Annotated in this window: 25 protein-coding genes; 11 read left to right on the forward strand and 14 right to left on the reverse strand. The window is 63.1% G+C overall.

Annotated features, from left to right (window positions below; genetic code table 11):
- Positions 1–27 precede the first annotated feature (27 nt).
- Together ACLM42_RS05720 and ACLM42_RS05725 are read right to left on the reverse strand one after the other, a co-directional pair.
- Positions 28–846 (reverse strand): carbon-nitrogen hydrolase family protein, encoded by an 819-nt coding sequence (locus ACLM42_RS05720; RefSeq protein ID WP_247910871.1) that lies wholly within the window; start codon positions 844–846, stop codon positions 28–30.
- Positions 847–894: 48 nt separating this feature from the next.
- The gene (locus ACLM42_RS05725) at positions 895–1,650 is read right to left on the reverse strand and encodes a 2-phosphosulfolactate phosphatase family protein (RefSeq protein ID WP_247910870.1); all 756 of its coding nucleotides are present in this window, start codon (positions 1,648–1,650) and stop codon (positions 895–897) included.
- A 63-nt stretch (positions 1,651–1,713) separates the two neighbouring features.
- On the opposite strand from ACLM42_RS05725, the gene ACLM42_RS05730 reads away from it, so the two are divergent.
- Together ACLM42_RS05730 and ACLM42_RS05735 are read left to right on the forward strand one after the other, a co-directional pair.
- Entirely contained in the window at positions 1,714–3,279 is a 1,566-nt protein-coding gene (locus tag ACLM42_RS05730; protein WP_415400014.1) for a UbiD family decarboxylase, read from the forward strand.
- A 3-nt stretch (positions 3,280–3,282) separates the two neighbouring features.
- Positions 3,283–3,717 (forward strand): Rrf2 family transcriptional regulator, encoded by a 435-nt coding sequence (locus tag ACLM42_RS05735; RefSeq protein ID WP_247910868.1) that lies wholly within the window; start codon positions 3,283–3,285, stop codon positions 3,715–3,717.
- Here the strand turns inward: ACLM42_RS05735 and ACLM42_RS05740 are convergent.
- A complete protein-coding gene (locus ACLM42_RS05740; RefSeq protein ID WP_415400015.1) occupies positions 3,714–3,965 on the reverse strand; it encodes a Nif11-like leader peptide family natural product precursor in 252 nt (83 codons plus the stop codon). The two genes, ACLM42_RS05735 and ACLM42_RS05740, sit on opposite strands and share 4 nt — an antisense overlap.
- An 87-nt stretch (positions 3,966–4,052) precedes the next feature.
- Between ACLM42_RS05740 and aroA the strand changes: the two genes are divergently transcribed.
- The 3 genes from aroA to glmU are packed head-to-tail and all read left to right on the forward strand — an operon-like array spanning position 4,053 to position 7,606.
- A complete protein-coding gene (gene aroA / locus ACLM42_RS05745; RefSeq protein WP_415400016.1) occupies positions 4,053–5,360 on the forward strand; it encodes a 3-phosphoshikimate 1-carboxyvinyltransferase in 1,308 nt (435 codons plus the stop codon).
- On the forward strand, positions 5,335–6,237 hold the full coding sequence (locus ACLM42_RS05750) for a tRNA (5-methylaminomethyl-2-thiouridine)(34)-methyltransferase MnmD (protein ID WP_415400017.1): 903 nt from the start codon (positions 5,335–5,337) through the stop codon (positions 6,235–6,237). Before aroA ends, ACLM42_RS05750 begins: the two co-directional genes overlap by 26 nt.
- A gap of 28 nt (positions 6,238–6,265) precedes the next feature.
- On the forward strand, positions 6,266–7,606 hold the full coding sequence (glmU, locus tag ACLM42_RS05755) for a bifunctional UDP-N-acetylglucosamine diphosphorylase/glucosamine-1-phosphate N-acetyltransferase GlmU (RefSeq protein WP_415400018.1): 1,341 nt from the start codon (positions 6,266–6,268) through the stop codon (positions 7,604–7,606).
- A 25-nt stretch (positions 7,607–7,631) separates the two neighbouring features.
- On the opposite strand, the gene ACLM42_RS05760 is transcribed toward glmU, so the two are convergent.
- The 6 genes from ACLM42_RS05760 to menD form a co-directional block, all read right to left on the reverse strand.
- A complete protein-coding gene (locus ACLM42_RS05760; RefSeq protein ID WP_415400019.1) occupies positions 7,632–8,990 on the reverse strand; it encodes a UDP-N-acetylmuramoyl-tripeptide--D-alanyl-D-alanine ligase in 1,359 nt (452 codons plus the stop codon).
- A gap of 4 nt (positions 8,991–8,994) precedes the next feature.
- On the reverse strand, positions 8,995–9,561 hold the full coding sequence (locus tag ACLM42_RS05765; protein WP_415400020.1) for a hypothetical protein: 567 nt from the start codon (positions 9,559–9,561) through the stop codon (positions 8,995–8,997).
- A gap of 185 nt (positions 9,562–9,746) precedes the next feature.
- Positions 9,747–11,273, reverse strand: coding sequence for a glycogen synthase GlgA (gene glgA / locus ACLM42_RS05770; protein WP_415400021.1), 1,527 nt, complete (start codon positions 11,271–11,273; stop codon positions 9,747–9,749).
- A 41-nt stretch (positions 11,274–11,314) separates the two neighbouring features.
- Positions 11,315–11,920, reverse strand: a complete 606-nt coding sequence (locus ACLM42_RS05775) for a L,D-transpeptidase (protein WP_415400022.1) — start codon at positions 11,918–11,920, stop codon at positions 11,315–11,317.
- A 49-nt stretch (positions 11,921–11,969) separates the two neighbouring features.
- Positions 11,970–12,821, reverse strand: a complete 852-nt coding sequence (gene menB / locus ACLM42_RS05780) for a 1,4-dihydroxy-2-naphthoyl-CoA synthase (protein WP_415400023.1) — start codon at positions 12,819–12,821, stop codon at positions 11,970–11,972.
- Positions 12,821–14,587: a 2-succinyl-5-enolpyruvyl-6-hydroxy-3-cyclohexene-1-carboxylic-acid synthase gene (menD, locus tag ACLM42_RS05785; RefSeq protein WP_415400024.1), complete on the reverse strand. Its 1,767-nt coding sequence runs from the start codon at positions 14,585–14,587 to the stop codon at positions 12,821–12,823. Before menD ends, menB begins: the two co-directional genes overlap by 1 nt.
- Positions 14,588–14,640: 53 nt before the next feature.
- Here menD and lepB point away from each other — a divergent pair, with 53 nt between their 5' ends.
- Together lepB and ACLM42_RS05795 are read left to right on the forward strand one after the other, a co-directional pair.
- Entirely contained in the window at positions 14,641–15,222 is a 582-nt protein-coding gene (gene lepB / locus ACLM42_RS05790) for a signal peptidase I (RefSeq protein WP_415400025.1), read from the forward strand.
- Between the two features lie 29 nt (positions 15,223–15,251).
- Positions 15,252–15,599 carry a DUF760 domain-containing protein gene (locus tag ACLM42_RS05795; RefSeq protein WP_247912083.1) on the forward strand — a complete coding sequence of 116 codons (348 nt, stop codon included), beginning with the start codon at positions 15,252–15,254 and terminating at the stop codon, positions 15,597–15,599.
- Between the two features lie 9 nt (positions 15,600–15,608).
- On the opposite strand, the gene ACLM42_RS05800 is transcribed toward ACLM42_RS05795, so the two are convergent.
- Entirely contained in the window at positions 15,609–16,769 is a 1,161-nt protein-coding gene (locus tag ACLM42_RS05800; RefSeq protein ID WP_415400026.1) for a DUF4336 domain-containing protein, read from the reverse strand.
- An 8-nt stretch (positions 16,770–16,777) separates the two neighbouring features.
- Positions 16,778–17,653 carry a zinc transporter ZupT gene (zupT, locus tag ACLM42_RS05805; protein WP_415400027.1) on the reverse strand — a complete coding sequence of 292 codons (876 nt, stop codon included), beginning with the start codon at positions 17,651–17,653 and terminating at the stop codon, positions 16,778–16,780.
- Between the two features lie 88 nt (positions 17,654–17,741).
- Between zupT and ACLM42_RS05810 the strand changes: the two genes are divergently transcribed.
- Positions 17,742–18,035, forward strand: coding sequence for a cell division protein SepF (locus ACLM42_RS05810; RefSeq protein WP_247910854.1), 294 nt, complete (start codon positions 17,742–17,744; stop codon positions 18,033–18,035).
- 141 nt (positions 18,036–18,176) lie between these two features.
- On the opposite strand, the gene ACLM42_RS05815 is transcribed toward ACLM42_RS05810, so the two are convergent.
- From ACLM42_RS05815 to ACLM42_RS05825, 3 genes are all read right to left on the reverse strand, one after another.
- Entirely contained in the window at positions 18,177–19,022 is an 846-nt protein-coding gene (locus ACLM42_RS05815) for a PfkB family carbohydrate kinase (RefSeq protein WP_415400028.1), read from the reverse strand.
- A 127-nt stretch (positions 19,023–19,149) separates the two neighbouring features.
- A complete protein-coding gene (gene psbA / locus ACLM42_RS05820) occupies positions 19,150–20,226 on the reverse strand; it encodes a photosystem II q(b) protein (protein ID WP_415400029.1) in 1,077 nt (358 codons plus the stop codon).
- 187 nt (positions 20,227–20,413) lie between these two features.
- Positions 20,414–20,929 carry a YcjF family protein gene (locus ACLM42_RS05825; RefSeq protein WP_371820730.1) on the reverse strand — a complete coding sequence of 172 codons (516 nt, stop codon included), beginning with the start codon at positions 20,927–20,929 and terminating at the stop codon, positions 20,414–20,416.
- 997 nt (positions 20,930–21,926) lie between these two features.
- On the opposite strand from ACLM42_RS05825, the gene ACLM42_RS05830 reads away from it, so the two are divergent.
- From ACLM42_RS05830 to ACLM42_RS05840, 3 genes are read left to right on the forward strand one after another with little or no spacing between them, the layout of a single operon-like run.
- The gene (locus tag ACLM42_RS05830) at positions 21,927–22,856 is read left to right on the forward strand and encodes a cation diffusion facilitator family transporter (RefSeq protein ID WP_415400137.1); all 930 of its coding nucleotides are present in this window, start codon (positions 21,927–21,929) and stop codon (positions 22,854–22,856) included.
- Positions 22,849–23,361 (forward strand): hypothetical protein, encoded by a 513-nt coding sequence (locus tag ACLM42_RS05835; protein ID WP_247910849.1) that lies wholly within the window; start codon positions 22,849–22,851, stop codon positions 23,359–23,361. Before ACLM42_RS05830 ends, ACLM42_RS05835 begins: the two co-directional genes overlap by 8 nt.
- A 19-nt stretch (positions 23,362–23,380) precedes the next feature.
- Positions 23,381–23,848, forward strand: a complete 468-nt coding sequence (locus tag ACLM42_RS05840; RefSeq protein ID WP_247910848.1) for a hypothetical protein — start codon at positions 23,381–23,383, stop codon at positions 23,846–23,848.
- Positions 23,849–23,854: the final 6 nt, after the last annotated feature.

A 23,854-nucleotide genomic window follows, 5' to 3' on the forward strand; every position in this document is an offset into this window, starting at 1 on the left:
AGCGTCTGTGGCGACACAGATCTCGCCTTAAAACAAAGCGGGTTTGCGGTGCTGAAGGCTTGGCATCTGAGCCTGAATCCGCTGGCGATGGCCGACGTCGATGGGTGCCACGGCCTGCCCCACGGAGGTGCCGGCATCCGAGAGAACGGTGCCCCAAGGATCGATCACCAGGGAATGGCCGTGGGTCTGGCGTCGCGCTCCGTGCTGGCCTGTCTGCGCCGGGGCAACCACGTAGGCCGTGTTCTCGATGGCGCGTGCCTGCAACAGAACATTCCAGTGGTCCTTGCCCGTAAAGGCGGTGAAGGCCGCGGGGATGAACAACAGATCAGCCCCCTCGGCAGCCAGGTGCCGGTAGAGCTCAGGGAAGCGAACGTCGTAGCAAATGGAGAGGCCAACGCGGCAGAGGCCGGGAACCGCCACCACAGGAGGCAAGGCGTTTCCGGGTTGAACGGTCGCCGATTCCTGGTAGGTGTTGCCGTCAGGCAAATCGACGTCAAAAAGGTGAATCTTGTCGTAGGTCGCCAGGATTTGACCGTCCTTCGCCACCAACTCGGCCCGGTTGCTGGTCAGTCCAGATCCAGCGGGAACCGGATAACCACCGCCCATCAGGGTCACCTGATAGCGGCGAGCCATGGTGATCAGAAAGCGCTGCGCCTGCTCTGCGATGAGCGCGGCCTGCTCAAGGCGCTGGCTGTCCTCGCCCATGAAGGCGAAGTTCTCCGGCAAGCCGACCAACTCGGCACCACGGCGAACAGCCAGCTCAATCTGCTCTTCGGCGGCAGCGAAATTGGCGGTTAGATCAGCGCTGCTATTGAGCTGGATTGCCGCAGCCAGAAAGCTTGTCAACGCTGGAGTTTTGCCACCGAGACCACTGTAAGGGTGGCCGCAATGGGATCAAGCGGCCTGCAGAACGCCCGGGCTGGTTTGGGTGGGAACCATGGTCATGGTGTCGACGGCTGCACAGCAGGCGAAATCGGCGTCGTGGTTCCCCAAACCCATCAGACGTTGGCCGTGGCTCGCCGCCCGCAAGCACGTTTCGGTGTCATGGCGCCACTGTTGCCAAAGGGCCAGGGCAGCCAGGGCTTCGTCATTGGCACAGCGCACCCCGACGTGGGGAGAGACGGCCAATTCCATCGCGGCAGAAATCACGGCGCCGGCTGCCAGGCTGTCCTCCAGGGAGTAGTCGCCCTCCCAGCCACTGCCGACGACCCAAACCCGCTCGACCCCATGGTCAATCAGTCGTTTAGCGACGGCGGTTCGATTAGGCAGGCAGGCCGTGACCAGCAGCGGCACAGGTTTGACTGCCTCCAGCGAGCGGGTTCCATTGGTGGTGCTGATGAAGATGCGCTTGCCGCCCACCACCTCTGGAGTGACCGCCAGAGGGGAATTCCCCAGGTCATAGCCCTGGACCCGCTGACCGCCCCGTTCCCCAGCCCGGAGGCAGCGCTCGGGCACCCAGGCATCAGCCGCCTGGTTGAGGGCCTCGAGGTCCGCGAAGGCCTGGATCGCTTCGGCACCGCTCTGCAGTGCACAGGCGATGGTGGTGGTGGCCCGCAGGACATCGATCACCACGGCCGCATCGGGACCACCCTCAGCCACGGGGCGCAGGCTGGGAACGTTCTCCGAGGTGTGGAAATAGGAGATCTGCACGACCGCAGTGGCTCAAGGGGGTGCGTCACAGTAGGCAGAACCTGCTGAAAAGTTGAGAGCGCCATGGGATCTGCGGCTAACGCGAATGGATCCCAACGTGATCTCAGGGGCTTTCTGGAGCTACTGGAAGCGCGGGGCCAACTGCGCCGCATCAGTGCTCCTGTGGACCCCGATCTCGAGCTTGCAGCGATTGCCGATCGGGTCTTGGGCTGTGGCGGCCCAGCCCTGCTCTTCGAGAACGTCAAAGGCTCGAGCATTCCGGTAGCGGTGAATTTGCTGGGGACCCTGGAGCGGGTCCTCTGGTCGATGGGGATGGAGAGGCCCGAGGAGCTGGAGGCCCTTGGGGAGCGCCTGGCTCTGCTCCAGCAACCCAAACCCCCCAAAGGTCCGCGGGAAGCCATCCGTTTCGGCTCCGTCTTGCTGGATGTGCTGAAGGCCAAGCCCGACCTCGACCTGTTGCCCCCTTGCAGACAGGAGGTTTTCCAGGGCGATGCCGTTGACCTCGATCGCCTGCCGCTGCTTCGGCCCTGGCCGGGTGATGCCGGCCGCATCATCACCCTCGGCCTGGTCATCACCAAGGACCCGGAGACCGGCACCCCAAACGTCGGGGTCTATCGGCTTCAGCAGCAGTCCATCAACACGATGACCGTGCACTGGCTGAGCGTGCGGGGCGGTGCGCGCCACCTGCGCAAGGCCGCAGCCCTGGGCAAGCCGCTGGAGATTGCCATTGCCATCGGCGTTCACCCTCTGCTGGTGATGGCTGCCGCCACCCCGATTCCGGTGCAACTGAGCGAGTGGCTCTTTGCTGGGCTCTACGCCGGTGAGGGGGTGCGTCTGGCGAAGTGCAAAACCGTGGACCTGGAGGTTCCAAGCCACAGCGAAATCGTGCTGGAAGGAACGATTACCCCCGGGGAAGAACTGCCCGACGGCCCCTTTGGCGATCACATGGGCTTTTACGGAGGTGTTGAGCCGTCACCACTGGTGCGCATCCAATGCGTCACCCAACGGCGTAATCCGACCTACTTCACCACCTTCAGCGGGCGTCCGCCCAAGGAGGACGCCATGTTGGCGATCGCCCTCAATCGGATCTACACGCCGATCCTGCGCCAGCAAATCCCTGAGATTGTCGACTTCTTCCTCCCCATGGAGGGCCTCAGTTACAAGCTGGCGGTGATCGCCATCGATAAGGCCTATCCGGGCCAAGCCAAGAGAGCAGCCATGGCCTTCTGGAGTGCTCTACCCCAATTCACCTACACCAAGTTCGTCGTTGTCGTCGATCAATCGATCAATATTCGCGATCCTCGGCAGGTGATCTGGGCGATCAGCTCCTTGGTCGATCCGCAGCGGGATCTCTTCGTCCTCGAGAACACGCCATTCGACACCCTCGATTTCGCAAGCGAGCAACTGGGACTGGGGGGGCGCCTCGCGATCGATGCCACAACGAAGATGGGACCCGAGCGCAACCACCCCTGGGGTGAGCCCCTACAGCGGCCCGCCGACCTGGAGGCCCGCTTGGACGAGCGCTGGGATGAACTGGGATTGGCCGATGTCGGTCAACAGGATCCCGACCCGGCCCTGTTTGGCTACGTGCTCGAGCAGGTTCTCGAGCGACTGCAACGGCCGACCTAAGCCATGCTGCGGCGCAGTGGTCTACAGGCACTCCAGGCGTTGCTGCACCTCGCCATGGCCAGCCCACGCTGGTGTTCGGTCAATGACATCGCAGAAGCCCAGGGGCTTCCGGCTCCGACGCTCGAGCAACTGCTCCTGCAACTGCGGCGAGCCGACCTCGTGGAAGCCAAACGAGGCCGTCAGGGGGGCTACCGCCTCAGCCGCCGAGCTGAATCCATACCAGTCAGCGAAGTCCTCAACGCGGTCGGGGCGCCCCTGGCGCTGAACGCCCCCGGGGAGAGCAGCCGAGCTGAACAGCAGGTGCTCAACAGCATGGGACGACGGCTTCAGGCCGCCCTGGATCGAGAGCTCAAGCAACTAACTCTCCAGGAGCTCCTCTTTGACCTCCAGAGCTGGCAGGAGTGCCTGAGTAATGGGGGAGGGCTAATGCTCGGTTAGAGCAGCGCGTCCCGTTGCAGATAGACGCGGATCAACTTCTCATCCATCAGCCCAGATCGAGCCACCGAAGCCTCGTTGCAGCGCTCGAAGACACCCAACAACGTGGCCGCCTCAAAGGGGTGACCCATCTCCGTCGCGATCGCCGCCACTTCATCGGCAGTGCAGACCTCATTCAGGCGTGCACGAAGCTCCGGGTTGTCCTGGATCAGAGCGAGAAAGCCAAAGAGAGACGGAAGTTGCTCAGCCATGAACCCGTTTGGGTGGGTGGTCTCAGTTTGGCGAGAAGAGCTGAATTTCAATCACTTCCTACGCTCGCTGAAACCAAGTCGTTCTCCATGTCGCTCGCCCTGGGCACCACTACCGGCCGCAGCCTCAAGGGCCACGTTCGGGTCCCTGGGGACAAGTCGATCTCCCATCGCGCTCTGCTCTTTGGAGCCATCGCCGAGGGGACGACCCGAATCGAGGGACTGCTTCCAGCTGAGGATCCCTTGAGCACCGCCGCCTGTTTGCGGGCGATGGGGGTCGAAGTCTCGGCAATCGAAGCCGGGAAGACCGTCGTCGTCGAAGGCGTCGGACTCGACGGTTTCCGAGAACCCGAGAGCGTGCTGGATTGCGGCAATTCCGGCACGACCATGCGCCTCATGCTTGGCCTGCTGGCGGGGCGCTGCGGACGCCACTTCGTTGTGACCGGTGACGACTCCCTGCGGCGCAGGCCGATGAAGCGGGTGGGTGGCCCCCTCGCGGAAATGGGCGCCACCATCCATGGACGCGCAGGCGGGAACTTGGCCCCACTGGCAATCGAGGGCTGTCAACTCAAGGGGGCAACGATTCGGACCCCGGTCGCTTCCGCCCAAGTGAAGAGCGCCATCCTGCTGGCGGCCTTGACGGCTGACGGGCCGACCACGGTGATCGAGCCGGTCCAGAGCAGGGACCACAGCGAACGGATGCTGCGCGCCTTTGGCGCAGAACTCACGGTGGGGGGAGCCGGGCAAACCGAGGTCACCGTGATTCCGGGCGCGAGGCTCAAAGGCCAGGACGTCGTTGTCCCTGGAGATATCAGTTCGGCAGCCTTCTGGTTAGTCGCTGGAGCGATCACCCCAGGCTCTGACCTCACCATCGAGAACGTCGGTCTCAACCCAAGCCGCACGGGGATTCTCGATGTGCTCGAGCAAATGGGGGCCCGCATTGAGGTCCTCAATGCCCGGGATGTGGCTGGTGAGCCCGTGGGTGATCTGCGTGTGGTCCACGGTCCCTTGAAGGCCTTCACCATCGGCAGCGATCTCATTCCCCGGCTGGTGGATGAGATCCCCGTGCTGGCGGTCGCCGCCTGCTGCGCCGAGGGACGCAGCCGGGTGACGGGAGCCGAGGAACTCCGGGTGAAGGAAACCGATCGCCTGGCGGTGATGGCCCGTCAACTCGGGGCCATGGGGGCACAAATCGAAGAGTTCCCCGACGGAATGACCATCCAAGGTGGTGTCCAGTTGCACGGCGCTGAAGTCGACAGCGAAACCGATCACCGCGTCGCCATGAGCCTGGCCGTGGCAGCGCAGATCGCGTCCAGTGCGACCACGATCCAGCGCCCAGAAGCGGCGGCTGTGTCTTACCCCGGCTTCTGGAATGACCTCGAACGGCTTCAAGCTTGAAGCCCGCAGCACCGGCGACGGCAGCTTCAGCCTGTTCAGTCCGGAGTTCGGCGAAGCCTTCCACAGCAGCCGCGGGGCCCTTACCGAAGCGCGTGAAAAGTTTGTCGAGCCTGCTGGGCTCGAGCGCTTTCCCCCAGGCAGCAGCCTGCGGGTTCTCGATGTTTGCCTTGGAACGGGCTGCAACACGGCGGCCCTCCTAGAGGCCTGCGGCAGCCAGCAGCTCACACTGCAGTGGTGGGGACTCGAGCTCGACCAAGAGCCCTTGGCTCAAGCCCTCGCGAGCCCTGCCTTCTGCGCCCAATGGCAACCCGGCACGGTGGCGTGCCTCCAAGAGCTCTGCAGCGGCGAAGGCATGCTTTGGGGAGACGCCAGGGAGAGGGTCCAACCGCTTGTTGAACAGCTGAAGGGGCAGTTCGATCTGGTGCTGATGGATGCCTTCTCACCCAGTCGCTGTCCTCAGCTCTGGAGCGTTGAATTTCTCGGTGCACTGGGGGCCCTCTTGCGGCCCGAGGGCAAACTGCTGACCTACTGCAGTGCCGCAGCCATAAGGCAAGCCTTGCGGCTCGCCGGCCTGGAACTGGCGGCGATCGAGGCCCCCTGCGGTCTGCAACAGCACAAACAGGATTGGAGCGGCGGCACGGCCGCAAGCCCATCCCCCGTCGCTCCCGGTCCGCGCCTGCGCCCACTGACGGTGATGGAGGAGGAGCATTTGCTCACAAACGCGGCAGAGCCCTACCGCGACCCCGGCTTCAGCCTGGACCGCAAGACGATCCTTCAACGGCGGCAACAGGCCCAGGCCCGGGCCATGCAAGAGGGCAAGGTCGAGGGCACCAGTGCCTGGCGCCGGCGCTGGGGACTGACGGGCAACCACCAGTAGATTCCCGCTCAGCTACCTGCCCTTGCCGATGCTCGCCGTTGCCGTGTTGGCTGCCGGAAAGGGCACCCGCATGAAAAGCGACCTGCCCAAGGTGCTCCAGCCCCTCGCGGGAGCCACCCTGGTGGAGCGTGTACTCGGCAGCTGCCGTGCCCTGAAGCCGCAGCGCCAGATTCTGATTGTCGGGCACCAGGCCGAGCGCGTCGAGCAATCCCTGAGCCAGCACGCCGGGCTGGAGTTTGTCCTGCAGCAGCCCCAGAACGGCACCGGCCATGCCGTCCAGCAGCTGCTGGCGCCCTTAGCGGATTTTGACGGGGATCTTCTGGTCCTCAATGGTGATGTGCCCCTGCTGCGGGAAGAGACGATCACGGCACTGCTTGAACAGCACCGCAGTTCCCAGGCTTCCGTGACTTTGTTGACCGCAAGGCTGGACGATCCAACCGGCTACGGACGGGTCTTCGCCGATGCCAGTGGCCAGGTCTCAGCCATCGTTGAGCACCGCGATTGCACGGACGAGCAGAGGGCGAACAACCTCACCAACGCCGGGATCTACTGCTTCAACTGGAAGAAGCTGGCCGCGGTCTTGCCTCAACTCAGCACGGATAACGACCAGGGGGAGCTGTACCTGACGGACACCGTGGCGATGCTCAGCCCCGCCATGCACATCGAGGTCGCCGATGCCGATGAGATCAATGGCATCAACGACCGCTATCAGCTGGCCCAGTGCGAAGCGGTGATTCAGCAGCGCCTTCGTCGCCATTGGATGGCCGAAGGCGTGACCTTTGTCGATCCAGACAGCTGCACCCTCAGCGATGGCACCCGTTTCGATCGCGATGTCGTCGTCGAACCGCAGTGCCATTTCCGCGGAACCACGACCATCGGCCGGGGCTGCCGCATTGGTCCCGGGAGCTTCCTCGAGAACGCCAGCGTTGGCGAAGAGGTCGAAGTGCTCTATTCAGTCCTGCGTGATGCAGTCGTCGCTGATCGCTGCTCGATTGGCCCCTACGCCCAGCTCAGACCCGGGAGCGAACTGGCCCGGGACTGCCGAATCGGCAACTTCGTCGAAGTCAAAAAGAGCCAAATCGCCGCAGGAAGCAAGGTCAATCACCTCAGCTACATCGGGGATGCCCAGCTGGGGGAAAACGTGAATGTGGGTGCAGGGACCATCACCGCGAACTACGACGGGGTCAACAAACACCAGACCGTCATTGGCGCTGGTAGCAAGACCGGGGCCAACTCGGTGCTTGTCGCGCCGATCACCCTGGGGGCCAATGTCACGGTGGGAGCCGGCTCCACCTTGACCAAAGATGTTCCCGCTGGTGCCTTGGCCTTGGGCCGAGCCAAGCAACTGGTGAAGGAGAACTGGTCCTAGGCGGGCAGGAACGCAGCAGCCTGGCTCAAACCTGGGGCAGCAGAGGAATCAGACGCTCGAGTGCAACACCGCGACTCGCCTTAAGGAGCAGCACATCACCGCTCGAGAGCCACTGCTGCAGCGGGCCAGCAGCGAGGTCAGGTTCCTCGACCACCGCTAACCGGGGAAGGGCCGTGGCCGCCTGGGCCATGGCCTCAGCTTCAGCTCCGCTTGCCACGATCACTAAGCCATCGAGGCCCAAGGCCGCTGCCCGCGCTGCCACTTGGCGATGCAGGGCCACACTCTGGTCCCCCAGTTCAAGCATGGTTCCGAGGACCGCAAAACGGCGGCCGGGCTGCCCTGCCAGGAGATCCAAGGCCGCCAAGACGGCTTCTGGGGAGGCGTTGTAGGTCTCATCCAACAAGGTCAGACCACCAATCTTCTGGCGGCGGTTGCGTCCTCCGGGCACATCCACGGCCATCTCCGTCAGGGCGGCCGTGGGCACCCCCAATTCAGCGGCAACGGCCAAGGCCAAGAGCAGATTGCGGGCGTTATGGCGCCCGTCCAGCGGCAGGTGGATGCGTGATCCATTGACGCTGATCACCCCCGCAGCTTCCTCCCAATCACCGATCCAATCGGCATCCCTGGCGCCATCGTCATCCGCCAAGGCCACCCGAGCGACCCGGCCGGACCAGACCCGCGCGAGGGCTACCTCTAGGAGGGGATCGCCGGCAGGCACCACGAGCAGTCCGTCCTGTCGCAGGGCTGCCGTGATTTCCAACTTGGCCTGGGCAATCGCCTCGCGGCTGCCCAAGCGACCAATGTGCGCGGTCCCGATATTGGTCACCACCGCCACGTCCGGGGCAGCAGCGTGACTCAGGCGTTCAATCTCGCCAAGACCCCGCATCCCCATCTCCACGACGACCGCCCGGTGTTGCTCGCCCGCGTTCAGCAAGGTGAGCGGAACGCCGATGTCGTTGTTTTCATTGCCCCGGCTGGCTTGCACAGGCCCCAGGGGCATCAGTGCGGAGCGAATCAGTTCTCGCGTGGTGGTCTTGCCCGCCGAGCCGGTCACGGCCACCACAGGGCAACGCAACATCTGGCGGTGCAGCAACGCCAACTGCTGGTAGGCCTCCAAGGTGTCATCGACGAGCCAATGGAGAAGTCCCTTGGGAACAAGATCCTTCCTGTCGCGTTGAACAACGGCGGCCAGCGCACCGATGGCCGCCGCCTGGGGCAAGAACGCATGGCCATCAAAGCGCTCACCCACCAGGGGAATGAACAGCTGTCCGGCGCAGAGCTGCCGGCTATCGGTGCAAATCTCGACCTCAGCAGACCCGGGTTCCCACTCCTGTGGGGCACCCTGGGGTGCACCCCAACGGGCTATCAGAGCGCCAAGCTGCATCGGCTCAGGTGGACGGAGATTCAGCGAGGACGATCATGCCTTCACCCACCAGGGCATCTCTGGCGATGAGGCCAGAGCGGGAATCGCGCAGCTCCAAGTGGTCGTACCCCAACTGCAGCGCCCATTGCTGCCAGAGCTCCGCACGACGCTGCTGCTCCTGCTGGCTCAAGGCGGGGAATGCCCGCCGCACCTGCAGGATCAGCAGGGATTGATCGGCCACACCCTCCGCCTGCACCAAGAGGCCATCGGCCTCGGGTCGCTGCACGAGCTCAACCAAGGGATCCGGGGCATACGGGCCCTCCAGGCCTTCAGGCTCAAGATCGGCTGGCGGCTCCTGGATCGGCGCCATCAACGCCTCCTCGAGCGGAGATGGCGGCAGTGGAGCCTCTTGGGCCGCCATCGGTTCGCTGAACGCCTTGGGGGCCTGCTGCGGCACGAGCTCTTCTTGAATCACCGACGAAGGAGCCGGTGCCTCCACGGCATTCGGGGCGATGGGCCATCGGTTCAGCAACAAGGTTGTTGAACCGATGGCAAGAGCGACCAGCAGCAGACCTAGACCGGGCCAAAACAAGGGAGCCAGATCAGCCGGCCACCAGGCCGGTGCCGGCAGGGTTCCCTGGCGATTGCGCCTCCAAAGCTCCTGAGCACGCAGGAGGAGGTCAGCACGGACAGCGCGAAGGTCCTCCGCCAGGGAGACCCAAGGATTCCGGTAGGGCGCTGGCAGATTGCTGCGCCGTTCAGTAGGCGGCGGTGCGCTCAGCGTGCGTTCCGCCGGCGCAGCAGCGAGAGGGGATTCCGCAAGCCCGTATTCGGCACGGCTTCAGAACCTTGATCCTCTCCATGCCGGCTGGGATCAGCCTGTTGTCCCAGGGAGAACTGCTCGACAGCCTGGGCATCGGGAGTGGGCTCCTTCACGCCTTTGACCTCCTTGTACATCCGGTCGTACTCCAGGGCGGAGCGATCCCAACTGAAGTTGGCCTGCATCGCCCGCCGCTGCAGCTCCGTCCAACTCTGGCGATGGCGGTACGCCTCCCAGGAGCGAACGATCGAGGTGTAGAAGTCGAGGGGCTCGTAGCGGTCGAAGCCAAAGCCAGTGCCGGAGTGGTCATTGGGGTCATGGGGCGGGACCGTATCGACCAGACCACCAACGCGGCGCACCACCGGAATGGAGCCGTAGCGCATCGCCAGGAGCTGACTGATGCCGCATGGCTCAAAGCGGCTCGGCATCAAGAACGAATCGCTACCGGCGTAGATCAAGCGCGAGAGCGCATCGTCATAGGTCAGAAAGACCGCAAAGCGACCTGGGTAGCGGGACGCCATCTGCCATAGGCCCGCCTCCAGGTGACGATCCCCAGTTCCAAGCACCACGATCTGACTGTCGGAGTAGGCCAAGACCCGGTCGGCCACTTGAAGCAATAGGTCAATGCCCTTCTGGTCGACCAAACGGCTCACAACACCCATCAGGTAGCTGTCCGGATTCACCGCCAGCCCCATGCGCTCCTGCAAAGCCCGCTTGCAAGCAGCGCGGCCCGAGAGATCATCCGCGGAAAAATTGGCGGGAAGGGTGGAATCGGTAGCCGGATTCCAGGCGTCTTGATCGATGCCGTTGAGGATGCCGCGCAGCTTGCCGCTGACAAAATTCAACAGGCCATCGAGATTCTCGCCGTACTCGGGTGTCCGGATCTCTTGGGCATAGGTGGGTGAGACCGCATTGACCCGATCGGCGTAGAGCAAGGCCGCCGCCATGGTGTGATCACCCTGCATGTACCAGGGGCACCAGGTCATCCGGTCCAGCTTCCAGCGCCAGGGACCCTGGTACTTCAGGTTGTGGATGGTGAAGACCGTGCTGATCTCGGGGTCCTGGTGCATCCAAACCGGAATCATCCCGGTGTGCCAGTCGTGGCAGTGCAGGATGTCGGGCTTCCAGTGGTGCCACGCAAACTCGGAAACAGCGCTGGCGAAAAACGTGAAACGCCAGTCCTCGTCTTCCCCGCCGTAGATCCGCTCAGGATCGAAGACGGGGTGCCCCACCAGATACAAGGGCAAACCATTGCTGGGGTGGCGGGTTTCGAACACCGCAAAGTCGGTGCCCATCGTGTGCCCCCGCCAGACGGGATCAGCTGGGATCTGCAGCAGGCTCCACAACCGGCCGTAGCCGGGCATGATCAGACGAACGTCATGACCAAGCGGGGCCAAGGCCGGGGGCAGTGAGCCGACGACGTCCCCCATGCCTCCCACCTTGACCATCGGTGCACATTCAGCCGCAGCAAAGAGCACCCGCATGGCGATGGGATCGCAAGTGGGCGCAACTTTACGGGCAGTCCCTAGGGAAGAACCGTCACCAAGGTGCCGACTTCGACGAGCTCAAACACTTCCTGAACGTTTTCCTCGTAGAGGCGCACGCAGCCGTGGGAGACAGCGCGACCGACCGTCCAGCGATGGGGGGTGCCATGGAAGCCCGCCACGGTGCAGCCGTTCACGCTGAGATAGCGCTCACCATCCCAAGCATTTTCCTTTGGGGTGCAGTTGCGATGGAAGCCAATCCAGCGGGACCCCAGCGGATTCTTCGGTCCTTGACCCACCTTGTTTCCATTGCCCGGATGCTGCCAAACCGGCTTGGCCACCTTTTCGAGAACGCGATGGGTACCGGCGGGTGTTTCCCAACCATCGGTGCCGACGGCGGCGGGGTAGCGATGCAGCATTCGGCCATCCTTCATGACCATCAGCTGACGGGTCTGGCGGTCCAACACCAGATGCAGACCCTGCTGGCTCTTGAGCTCAACGGGGATACGCGAGAGAGCCACCGTGTCGCTGATGACTGGCGCTGGAGGGGGAATGGGATCGGGTTGCCGCGCCTCAGCCACCTGCGGAAGCAGGGCCAAAGCGAGGGGCGCCAAAAGGGCGAAGCCAGTCGGGCGGGAGAAGGTCACGGGTCAAGCAGCAGTCTCACCTAGGACTAGCTACAAGACTGGTGTTGTGCTACGGCAGCCAGTCGGAGCCGGAGAAATCAGGAGAACGCTTCTCCAGGAACGCATTTCTGCCCTCCTGCCCCTCCTCCGTTCGATAGAAAAGATGGGTGGCTTGACCGGCCAATTCCTGGATGCCGGCCAGACCATCGGTCTCAGCATTGAAAGCCGCCTTCAGGCAACGGATTGCGGTGGGGCTGTGTTGCATCACCTCGCGCGCCCAGCGCACCCCCTCCGCTTCCAACTGATCGAGGGGAACCACTGCGTTCACCAATCCCATGTCCAGGGCCTCTTTGGCGCCGTACTGGCGGCAGAGGAACCAGATTTCGCGGGCCTTGCGTTGGCCGACGACCCGAGCGAGGTAGCCCGCGCCAAACCCGCCATCAAAGCTGCCCACGCGGGGTCCCGTCTGCCCAAACCGTGCGTTGTCCGCCGCCAGGCTGAGATCACAGAGCAGGTGCAAGACCTGACCACCACCAATGGCGTAACCCGCCACCAGAGCGATGACCACCTTGGGCAGGCTGCGGATCAGGCGCTGGAGATCGAGGACATTCAGTCGCGGCAGGCCGTCATCCCCCACATAGCCACCGTTCCCGCGGACGCTCTGATCGCCCCCGGCACAGAAGGCGTAGCCGCCATCGGGGGCTGGACCCACGCCGCCGAAGAGGACCACGCCCACCTTCGGGTTGTCTCGCACCCGTGAGAACGCATCAAACAGTTCGCTGACGGTTTTGGGACGAAACGCATTGCGCTTCTGGGGACGGTTGATCTGAATCCGAGCGATGCCCTCGTCGCTCAGATCAAACAGGATGTCCTCATAGGAGCCCTGGGGGATCCACTGCACGGCGACCGCAGCGGCTGACATCAGCTGGTGGCGAGTTGGACCATTGTGCGGCGCAAGGCCTGACGCAACTGGGCATCCACCTGGCGGTCGGTCCGCAGCACAAGCAGGCTCAGGGTTTGCTCCTGCGCCCAAGCCAAAGCCTCTGGCAATGCCGCCAGGCTCGCGACGCCTCGCGAAGGAATGCCGTAGCCCTCGGCCCAGCGCCGAGGGTCCAAGGCTTGCGGCATGGCGAACAGGCGCTCGAAATCCAAGGCCGGACGGATCGGCAACTGCTCAAAAATGCCGCCGCCGCCGTTATCCACCATCACGACCGTCAAGCGAGCAGCACGCTCGCGAAGCTGCTGGTGCCATAGCCATCCATTGGCATCGTGCAGGAGGGCCAAATCGCCGCTGACGAGCAGCAGGGGGCCAGTGCTGCAGGCCAAACCAGCCGCCATGGATAGCGTTCCATCAATGCCAGAAGCTCCGCGGAAGCCATAGGTCTGGCGGCAGGGAGCATCAGGGGCCGAGAAACTTTCCCAATCCCGAACGGGGCTACTGCTGGCCAACATCAGGCCCCAATGGGCCGGGACCAGACGGCTGAGGCATCGCGCCAACGCAGGCTCGGAGGGGTCAAAGCCATCGAGCTCCTCATCTAGCCGCTGCTGAACCTGCTGCTCGGCGGCGAGCCAACGGGTGCTCCAGCGCTGGTTATCGCCTGAGGGGTGCCCTTGCCGCCTGGCCTCAGGCAGCTGATGCCACCAGGATTCCAAGCCACCGGACCAGCGCTCCGTGGCGCTGCCCAAGGCATCGAGGTTGCGGGGGTCCTGCTCCGTCAGCAACAGCTGAGGCCCAGCGCACTGCTGGATCCAGCCCTGGAGCCGGCGACTGGCTGGCACTGGGCCCAGGCGCAGCAGCTGGGGTGACGCGGGTAGGCGGTGACCGTCCGCCAGCAGGAGGTCATAGCTGTGGATGCACTTCAACCCCGGCCAACCCCGCAACCCCGAGAGCACGTCCGCGAACACCGGCCAGCCGGTGCGCTCTTGCAGACGTGTCAAGGCAGTGGCAAAGCCCGGGAGGGCTTCCGCGCTACCGCGCCAGGGACCGGCCACCACCACGCCTGGACGATCAAGATCCAAGGGTGGAGGGGCCTCTGGCTCAGGGATGAAGCCATGGCCACTGACCTCCTCAAGAACCAGCGATCGCAACTCCGATTGCAACCGGATGAGACTCTCCCCCGAGGCATGCAGGGGTTCCTCAAAGGGCAGGTTGCAGTGGACGGGGCCCCAGGGGGGAACCAGTGCTGCTGACCAGGCCTCCTGAGCGAGTCCCCGCAGCGCCGCTCTCTCCATGGCCGCTAAGCCGGAGGGATCACCCTGAAGAAAACGCCGGCAGGAGGTGGACAGAAAGGTCTCCTGATTGACCGTCTGATTGGCACCACAGCCCTTCAAACGATGGGGGCGATCGGCGCTCAACACCAGCAGCGGTATGGCCCCAAAATCAGCCTCCACCACAGCTGGCAGCAGGTTGGCCACCGCTGTTCCCGAGGTGGTGACCAGGGCTGTCGGCCGTCCATCGCCCCGACTCAGGCCCAAGGCCAGAAACGCCGCAGAGCGCTCATCCACTCCGCAGAACAAATCCAATCCCTGCTCCGCGAGCAAGCCAGCGGCCAAGGCCAATGGAGCTGAACGGCTTCCAGGGCAAAGCACCAGACGGCTCAGGCCCTGGCGTTTGAGCTCCAGTAACAGCTCCAGTGCGGCCTGAAGATTCGCCTCGGCACTGCAGGGGTGGGGAGAGGGAAGAGGCACCGAGCCGGGCCATTGATCAGGATGTGGCGATCATGCCGGTCCAGGCTCAACCGATGGAGACACCGCCTCAAGCACCCGGCTCTGCGGCAAAGGGCTGGAGGTCAATCCTCGTCTGGTTGGGCTTAGCCCTGGTGCTGCGCTGGGCCGTGATTGAACCGCGTTGGATTCCCTCGGGCTCGATGCTGCCCACCCTGCAACTGCAGGACAGAATTCTTGTGGAGAAAATCAGGCCCAAGCTCGGTTCTGGCATTCCAACCGGAAGCGTGGTCGTCTTCCATGCTCCCCAACAACTCGTGGATGCGGGCTACGACCCAACCGCAGCCCTGATCAAGCGAGTCATTGGACAACCCGGCGATGTGATCGAAATCCGTGGGGGCAACCTGCTGCGGAACGGAGAGCCGGTGCCTGAACCCTGGAGAAGCGAGGCGATCGACTACGACTTTGGCCCGGTGACAGTCCCCGATCACCAGCTCTTGGTGCTGGGGGACAACCGAAACGCCAGCCTTGATTCCCATGTCTGGGGACCGCTACCCGAGCAGGATTTGATCGGCACCGCCGTGCTCCGTTACTGGCCCCTCAACCGCGCCGGCTTCATTCGGTTCCCCGCCCCAGAGCCGGACAATCAGCTGGGGTAGGGTGCAAACCTGACGTGGAGCACGCCGGAATGTTCAACCCGGAGTTCCTGACCAGCGACAGCGAACCGATCAGTGGCAACTCCCTGATCCAGTACCTGCAGGAACAGTCTCCGGACGTGTTGCAACGCGTCGCTCGTTCCGCCAGTGGCGACATCCAAGACATCATTCGGCACAACGTCCAAGGCCTGCTGGGGATGATCCCCGGCGAGCAGTTCGACGTCAAAATCACCGCCAGTCGCGATCACCTGGCGGGCTTATTGGCCTCCGCGATGATGACCGGGTACTTCCTGCGCCAGATGGAGCAGCGCATGGAGTTGGAAGCGACCTTGTTTGACGACGACGCTGCTGATGCCGACCCCGGCGAACTCAGGCTCTAGATCCAGCCTTCAGGGCGATTCTTCGCTGGGAACAACGCCTGTGCGCACCAGCAACTGATCGATCGACGCCAGGTAATCCCAATTGCCTTGGCTCGGTGCCCACTGCCGTTGCTCGAAGGCATCAGCCAACTGGGCCAGTTGCTGGTTGGAGCAGGGAACTGGGGCGTCGTAATGGGCTGGCACCAGCCAACGCACCTGGGGCAGTTGAGACAACTCCCGAAGCCAGCGGACCACGACCGGACGCGCCCGGGGGAAAACCAGGCGCTCCAGAACCGGCGCAACCAGGAGGGGGCTGCCCTGCTGGGTCAGAGCCTCAAAGGCTTCACGGGAACTCGAGCGCCATTGGAAGGGGAAGAACCCGAAGTAACTCCGGGCTGAACGACAGCCTGGCCGAAAGGCCTTGGCCAAGAGCTGCGCCAGGGGGGGGACCTCAAGGGCCTCCGGCCGCAGAAACGAGGCGAACAGTGCCAGGCGCTCCCACCCCTTTTGACGCAGTTCTGGGGTGTCCTTGAGCGGTTGATCGCCACTGTCGCGGGCGTGAAACAGCAGAGGTGTGGGGTCAAGGTCAAAGATTGCCGGGGGTGTCGAGTTGATCGCCACCAGCGCATCAGTCAGGAGCAGCGAGCCACTGGCCTGATGTAAACAAGCGAATTCCTGAAAGCGTCCCAGCCCCAAATCGAGCGGTCCAAGGGACGACCAGCTCAGCTCATCGCCATGGGGATAGCCGTCCTCCTGAAGCACCCGGGTCCGTCCCCGAGGGAATCCCAGCCAGGCGGGCGGCAGATTGACCGGAAAGCTCCATTGACCTGGCGTGATCCAGACCTCCGCCTGAGGGAAGGCCCTGGCCATTGGGGGGACAGGCAGTTTGTGCTCCAAGCCTGAAGCCGTCGGCAAAACGATGGATTGGACCGGTCCAAATCGCGCCTCTAACGCCTGCAGAGCTGCACGCACCTCCTGGGTTGGCGCCACGGGGGCGTAAAGCATCAAGCCCCCCCGCACCCGGACCACCGTCATCCGAATGGGGACGGCCACATAGAACACACCCTGCAGTTGCTCAAAGCTCCAGAGCTGCTCTGGGATCAACTCACGCACCAAGGTGCGCTTGCGCCCGTAGGGATAAAGCGGCAACAGCGGCCACCAATTCCAGCGCTGATCGGAAGCTGCAACCATCGAGCGCTTCAGCTGAGCAGCACCAGACTGATGCTCATCACCAGCATCCCTGCCGTTACACCGGCCATCATCAGGTGGTGCTTGGCGCCGGTGCGCTGGGCAGCCGGAAGCAGTTCGTCAAAGCAGATGTAGACCATGATTCCGCCGACGCTGGCGAAGACCAAGCCGAGAACCACATCGTTCAGGAACGAACGCAGGAAGACATAGCCGATGAGCGCCCCGAGGGGTTCGGCCAAGCCCGAGGCACAGGAAATCCAAAACGCCTTGCTGCGGCTGCCCGTGGCGTAATAGACGGGGGCTGAAACCGCCAGTCCCTCAGGGATGTTATGGATGGCAATGGCAATGGCGATGCCAATGCCGAGACGGGGCTCGGAGAGTGCCGCCACAAAAGTGGCCAAGCCCTCAGGAAAGTTGTGGATGGCGATGGCAAGGGCTGAAAACAACCCTGTGCGCATCAGAGCGGAGGCATCAGAGCCCTCCCTCAAGGGCAAGATCGCCAGTTCATGGGAGGGGAGCAGTCGATCGATCAGGGCCAGGGCCAGCATCCCGGCAAAAAAGGCCAGAACCGTGACCAAGTAAGCGGTACTGGAGCCCAGGGCTGGCGTTAGGGACTGCCGTGCCTTGGGGAAGATCTCAACAAAGGAGACAAAAATCATGACCCCGGCCGAGAAGCTCAAGGCCGTGGTCAGCAATCCAGGGCTGAAGCGCCGGCTCAGCACACCAAGCCAACTGCCAATACCCGTTGAAAGGCCCGCTCCGAGGGTGAGCAAGAAGGCCGGCAGTACCTGGTGGTCCAGCGCTTGCAAGCTCGGCTCCTCGGCAAAGGTGGTTCGATGATCGCAGGCCAGGAGTCCATTGGTGGGTGGATCGATCGATCCACGCACGTTTCAACAATCGCCCCCTGAGCCCGCGCTGCCCTGGACAGACGCCCCTGCATGGGGCAGAACACAGACAACGCTGCACGAGCGGTCCATGCAGACACCATTTGGGATCTGGCTGCCGCAGGTCACGGTGCTGCGCTGTCAGCAGTTCGAGCAGGCCAGTGATGCCGTCGACGCGGTCCGAGAGCGGCAATGCGTCGTCCTGCAGCTCGAGGGGATGGAGCCGAGCGAAGCCCAGCGGATCCTTGACTTTGTCGCCGGGGCCGTCCATGCCCTGGATGGGCAAATGGAGCGGGTTGGCGATGGGACCTATCTCTGCGCGCCTGCGGGGGTGGGGGTCAGTCAGCTCCGTGGCTCGTCAGACGTATCTGTAGAGCCAGCCTGAAGACGGCGCTCCAACTGCACAAACAAAAACCAAGCCAGCCCCGCCGAGACGCCCCCAGCCCAATCCGAACGCAGCAGCTCAATGATGGAGGCGGTGCTCGCCGTCACCCTGAGCAGACGCAAAGCAAAACGACCGATTGGACTAGCCATAGGGCCCAAATCGAGTGGCACAGACCGCGCCACACTGGGCGCCGAGCCTGATGGCATCCGCCAAGGACCACTGCGCGGCCATACCTGTTACCAACCCTGCCGCAAAACTGTCACCACAGCCATAGCTCTCCACCATGGGGCCTGGAAGCGGAGCTGCGAGGTAACGCCCGCCCGGAGAACTGATGCCACCTGAGGCTCCTTCAGTGCGGATCAAGGCCTGAGGCGCTGGATTGAGTTGATCCGGGTCCACCAACTCGCCGGGATCCAGTCCACTGCCAATCAGGGCATCCAGTGGCACCGCGGCCTGCTGAAGCACCGGAAGACGAACCCGCGGGGTTGCCGCCAGAACTTTGGCGCCGCGGCACGCCCTCAGCAGAGGGGGATCAGCCGCCGTCACAAAAAGGCCGTCGCAGCGAGCCAGGTCCTCCCAAGGCAGCGCGTCATCAAGAGAGGGACTCAAACGCTCTCCAATCACGGTGATTGCCCGATCTCCCTCACGGTCAACGAAACTCAGGCCCCGCCGGGTTGGCGCATCCCTCCAGGCGACATGGAGCTCAAGGCCCAATTGCTCAAGGCGCTGGACGGCGGCCTCTCCCACCGCATCGCGGCCCAGAGCTGTGAAGAACTGGACGGGCTGCTTGAGCAAACGCGCCATCTGGACGGCGACGACGGCTCCACCGCCGGCAGGTTCCTCCAAGGTCTGGAGTGCGTGACCAATCGCTCCCGGACGAGGCAGTTGATCCACCGCCAGGAACTGCACCCATTCGACATGCCCAACAACCGCCAAGCGAAGGGATGGCAACGCTGGCCATGGCGGCAGAGCGGAGGCGGAAGACAACGAGGGCCAAGAGCACGTGCAGACCCCATCAAAGTCCAATCAAACCCTGAGACCAAACAAAAGAGCCCCCGCCGAAGCGAGAGCTCTTGGGCCTGAGCCTGAACTCAGGGGTGATGCGGGCTGGTCCTCAGCCGATGATGGGAGCGCTCAGAGCCACAGGAGTGGTCTCGGACGCAGCCAGGTCGAGAGGGAAGTTGTGAGCGTTGCGCTCGTGCATCACTTCCATACCGAGGTTGGCGCGGTTGAGCACGTCAGCCCAGGTGTTCAGCACACGACCCTGGGAATCCAGGATCGACTGGTTGAAGTTGAAGCCGTTCAGGTTGAACGCCATGGTGCTCACGCCCATGGATGTAAACCAGATCCCGACAACAGGCCAAGCACCCAGGAAGAAGTGGAGGCTGCGGCTGTTGTTGAAGGAGGCGTATTGGAAAATCAGGCGACCGAAGTAACCGTGGGCAGCGACGATGTTGTAGGTCTCTTCCTCTTGGCCGAACTTGTAGCCGTAGTTCTGGGACTCGCTCTCGGTGGTTTCACGCACCAGGGAGGAGGTCACCAGGGAGCCGTGCATGGCGGAGAACAGGGAACCACCGAAGACACCAGCCACACCAAGCATGTGGAAGGGGTGCATCAGGATGTTGTGCTCAGCCTGGAACACCAGCATGAAATTGAAGGTGCCAGAGATGCCCAGGGGCATGCCATCCGAGAAGGAACCCTGACCGAAGGGATACACCAGGAACACTGCAAAGGCAGCAGACAGCGGGGCGCTGTAGGCCACGCAGATCCAGGGGCGCATGCCGAGGCGGTAGGAGAGCTCCCACTGACGGCCCATGTAGCAAGAGATGCCAATCAGGAAGTGGAAAACCACCAACTGATAGGGACCGCCGTTGTACAGCCACTCGTCGAGACTGGCAGCTTCCCAGATGGGGTAGAAGTGCAGACCAATGGCGTTGCTGCTGGGGATGACAGCGCCAGAGATGATGTTGTTGCCGTAGATCAGGGAGCCGGCAACAGGCTCACGGATGCCGTCAATGTCAACCGTAGGAGCGGCGACAAAAGCAACAATGAAGCAGATGGTGGCGGCCAGTAGGCAGGGAATCATCAGCACACCGAACCAACCCACATAAATGCGGTTGTCGGTGCTGGTGACCCACTCACAAAATTGCGTCCAAGAACTGGAGCCGCTCTTCCGAAGAGCAGTGGTCATAAGAAAAGGCTCAATTGAGCCAAATGAGTACGAATGCTGCGACTGCAGCCTGCAAAAACTAGAGGGACCCAGAAACCATTTCCTAGAGCAAAAATTAAATTCAAAAAAGAACCAAGATGTTTACAAAGAAATTCATGAAGTCTTCATGAAGTTATGCATAGCAACGGCTTCGAGGGGGCTCCGGTGGTTATGCCGATGCGGGTTGTTGTTTCAACCACTGCTGTGCTGACGCCACAAAAGCGCTCCAGTCGAGTTTTTCCTCTTCGGCCGCGCGGGCAACCAGCAGCGGAGCTTGACGCTGCAACAAGCTCTCCAACTCCTCTTCAGGAACGCCCACGGCCAAAGCCATGTAGTCAGCCATTGCACGGCCCACAACCCGAGTGAGGTAGGCCGCACTGAGGGCTTGCATGGCACCGCCCAACAACCAGGTCGGGCCATGCCACTTCACCACCGAAGCCAAAGCCTGGGAACTCCATTCCACGACCCCCAAGGCCAAGGCCGCCTTTCCCAACTGAGCAGCCCCAGCCTGCAATTGCTCCAGAGACCAAGGGCAATTCCAAAGCCGGGCCATCTCCTGGAGCATCAAGCCATTGGCAGCAGCCAAGACCAAGAGATCCAAGCTGGGGACTGGAGTTACAACAACACCCGCGGCGACCGTCCACTGGGTGCGTTGCAGCAAGCGTGACCAGGACTGACGCCTAATGACCTCAAGTTCGCGTTGCCAACCCTCATGCAGTTCCTGCAGGCAACGCTGCTGGTTGCGTTCACGGGTCAGGGGCGTGGACTCGGCTAACCAGGCCGAGAGATCCCGCCATCCGCTGGCCTCCAGATCAGGCAAAAGCCAACACCGCCCGCGCAGGTGAGCGGGAAGCTGCTGCTCGAATTGCTGCACCTGCAGGGGGGTCTCGAGCCCCGGCAGGGTCCGCACGAGAATTCCCACACGCTGCTGCTCTGGCAGGGCTTCAAGCCAACGCAGATCGGCCGCTGTCAGAGGCAGATCAAGCCGGTAGAGAAGCAGCTCGCACTGGCGAAACGTCTCGGTCCATTCCCAATGCAGCGGAGACAAGGGCAAGGCCTGACTGCGGTGGACCCGCAGGGGGTGGGGGCAGTGGCACTGACTGAGAAGTGCCTCTTGCTCAAGATCGCTCCAGGCTTGAGTCCCGACGAGCGCCAGGTGAATGCAGGACTCCTGTTGACGTTGACGCAGCGACTCCAATTGGGCGCGGCGCTGTGCCTGATCCCGCTGAAAGCGATTGACCTGGGCAGGGCTCACGTCGCTGCTGCCCCCTTGCAGGGTTTGGAACTGTTCGAGAACTGCCTCACAACGATCAAGCCAGCCCTGCGAAGACCGCGGCAGCTGCTGACCAGAAGGGCGCATTCGCCCCCCGAGCAACCAGAGCCCTGCACCAGCCGCTCCCAAGCTCAAGAGGGATGAGAAGGGGCCATGCACCGTCTCAAGCAGCATCCAGCCGCCCCCGGCTGCCGCAAACCAAGGCCAGTGGCGCAGGCCCTGGCGAAGGATGCCCGCTGTGAGCTGCTCCCCCAGGAGCACGGGCCTCGGCGATGGGGATTCAGCTGAGACCTGAGGAACAGTCAAGGGGGGGGGCCTGAACTCGGCGACCGCGCCAACTCTTTAGCTCAGCTATTAACCCATGCCCAGACCCAATAACTTGGGAGAACCTCAGCGAGCCTCCTTGGCCATGGGTCTTGCCGGCCAAAACAGCAAGCACGCCGACCGCCGATCGGAGGTTCAGCGAGTCCTGCTGGTGGCCCTTGGGGTCAACGTGGCGATGTTGCTGCTGAAGCTGATCATCGGACTCCTCAGTGGATCGCTGGCCCTGCTGGCCGATGCGATGCACAGCGCGACCGATGGCTTCTCCAGCCTGCTGGGACTGATCACCAACGGCCTATCGGACCCCAAGCCAGACCGTGATCACCCCTACGGCCACGACAAGTACGAAGCCATTGGCGCCCTTGCCATCGCTGGCTTCATCTGTTTGACGGCCTTAGAAATTGGGCGGACCGCCCTGGAGCGGATCACCTCGGGACTCCAACCGTTGCGCCTCGACGGGCAAGAGCTCTTGATGCTGTTGATCGTCCTGGGCTGCAACCTGCTGTTGGCCGGGTACGAGCGCAGTGAGGGCAAGCGCCTTAACAACCAGCTCCTTCTCGCTGACGCACAACACACCACCAGCGACATCTGGACCACCGTGGTGGTGCTGGTGGGCTTGTGCGGTGTCGTTTTCTTCAAGCAGACCTGGCTGGATGTGGCGATGGCCATTCCGCTTTGTTTGCTCTTAATCCGGGTCTGCTGGCAGGTGCTCAAAACCAACCTGCCGTGGTTGGTCGATCAAATCGCCATCGCACCGGAATCCATTCACGAAACTGCGATGGGCGTGCCTGGGGTGCTGAACGTCCATGACATCGCCAGCCGCGGCGTTCTCGGTCAAAGGGTGTTCATCGAGCTGCACATGGTGGTGGATGCCGATGATCTACCCAAGGCCCATCGCATCACCGAGCTCGTGGAGGACCATCTCGAGCGGCGCTTTGGACCTGTCCGCTGCACCATTCACCTGGAACCACGGGAGTACGCGGAATCGACCATCACCTTCCAGGGAACCCATGGCTGAGCTGAGGAGTTGGCTCACCCCCCATCAGCAGGACTTACTGGCGGATCTCAGCGCCCGCCAACAGCTGTTCAGTCGATGGGATGGCGATCGACCGATTGCCCTACTGGAACGCTGTTGGTTGCGGCTGAGGATCCTGCCGATCAGCAAGCTCAACGCGGTTCTCCCGCCGGACAACAGTGGGGAAGCTCCGGAGTTGATTCGCTTCCGGAACCTGATCCGCGCTGGCTTCTCAGCGGCAGACGCCGAAGAGCAGTGCTGGGAGGACTTTGGCAAAGCGGCCTGCTCCGAGGCGCTCCAACGCTTTTGGGCCGCCCAGGACCAAGGCTGCAACGGCTGGACTCTGCAGGCCTACCTCGACCTGCTCTCGCGCTACCGCAGCAGCATCGAGGCGGAGGGACCAAATCCTTTACCAGTACTGGTCTTAGCTCGATCAGGCAGTCCAGAGCACCATCGCTTGATTTGGCACTGGCCTGCCTCCCTCTCCATAGGGCACACTTGCCGCTGACTTCTTCAGGTGTGCGGCCATGGCCGACGGTGATTTCCAGCGGAATTCGGGCGATCAGTCCCGCGACAACCGTGGTCCTCGTGAAGGGGGCGGATTCCGCATTCGCCTGAGCGATAACGAAATGCGCGCCGCCCGCGCCGTTCAAGAGGCCTTTGGCGTTCGCTCGACCGTGGCAGCCCTGGGCCTGTCCCTACGAACCGTGGCTCAGCTAATCGAAGAGGGCCGGATCGACGACATCGTTGCCCAACAGAAGGCCAGCGCCGGTTCCCGCGGCCGCGGCGAGCGCAGTGATCGTCGTGGCGGTAGCCGCGGCGAACGCAGCGAGCGACCTGGCAATCGCCCCAACCCCTTTGCACGCCCGGCCAAGCCTCCGGCTCCCGTCGCTGAAGAGGAGCCGGTGAGCGACTCGACTGCCGCTGCAAGCGATGCCGCTCCCGCCGAGGCCACTGCCGATGCAGTGGAAGCCAGCGAGACCACCGAGGCCTGATCGACG

It is taken from the genome of Synechococcus sp. W4D4 (assembly GCF_047716805.1).
Lineage (GTDB): Bacteria > Cyanobacteriota > Cyanobacteriia > PCC-6307 > Cyanobiaceae > Vulcanococcus.

Coding starts and splice junctions, on each gene's coding strand:
- ACLM42_RS05730 (WP_415400014.1), top strand. CDS start 1,714: ATGGGATCTGCGGCTAACGCGAATGGATCCCAACGTGATCTCAGGGGC.
- ACLM42_RS05735 (WP_247910868.1), top strand. CDS start 3,283: ATGCTGCGGCGCAGTGGTCTACAGGCACTCCAGGCGTTGCTGCACCTC.
- ACLM42_RS05740 (WP_415400015.1), bottom strand. CDS start 3,965: ATGGCTGAGCAACTTCCGTCTCTCTTTGGCTTTCTCGCTCTGATCCAG.
- aroA (WP_415400016.1), top strand. CDS start 4,053: ATGTCGCTCGCCCTGGGCACCACTACCGGCCGCAGCCTCAAGGGCCAC.
- ACLM42_RS05750 (WP_415400017.1), top strand. CDS start 5,335: ATGACCTCGAACGGCTTCAAGCTTGAAGCCCGCAGCACCGGCGACGGC.
- glmU (WP_415400018.1), top strand. CDS start 6,266: ATGCTCGCCGTTGCCGTGTTGGCTGCCGGAAAGGGCACCCGCATGAAA.
- ACLM42_RS05760 (WP_415400019.1), bottom strand. CDS start 8,990: ATGCAGCTTGGCGCTCTGATAGCCCGTTGGGGTGCACCCCAGGGTGCC.
- glgA (WP_415400021.1), bottom strand. CDS start 11,273: ATGCGGGTGCTCTTTGCTGCGGCTGAATGTGCACCGATGGTCAAGGTG.
- menB (WP_415400023.1), bottom strand. CDS start 12,821: ATGTCAGCCGCTGCGGTCGCCGTGCAGTGGATCCCCCAGGGCTCCTAT.
- lepB (WP_415400025.1), top strand. CDS start 14,641: ATGGAGACACCGCCTCAAGCACCCGGCTCTGCGGCAAAGGGCTGGAGG.
- ACLM42_RS05795 (WP_247912083.1), top strand. CDS start 15,252: ATGTTCAACCCGGAGTTCCTGACCAGCGACAGCGAACCGATCAGTGGC.
- ACLM42_RS05800 (WP_415400026.1), bottom strand. CDS start 16,769: ATGGTTGCAGCTTCCGATCAGCGCTGGAATTGGTGGCCGCTGTTGCCG.
- ACLM42_RS05810 (WP_247910854.1), top strand. CDS start 17,742: ATGCAGACACCATTTGGGATCTGGCTGCCGCAGGTCACGGTGCTGCGC.
- psbA (WP_415400029.1), bottom strand. CDS start 20,226: ATGACCACTGCTCTTCGGAAGAGCGGCTCCAGTTCTTGGACGCAATTT.
- ACLM42_RS05830 (WP_415400137.1), top strand. CDS start 21,927: ATGGGTCTTGCCGGCCAAAACAGCAAGCACGCCGACCGCCGATCGGAG.
- ACLM42_RS05835 (WP_247910849.1), top strand. CDS start 22,849: ATGGCTGAGCTGAGGAGTTGGCTCACCCCCCATCAGCAGGACTTACTG.
- ACLM42_RS05840 (WP_247910848.1), top strand. CDS start 23,381: ATGGCCGACGGTGATTTCCAGCGGAATTCGGGCGATCAGTCCCGCGAC.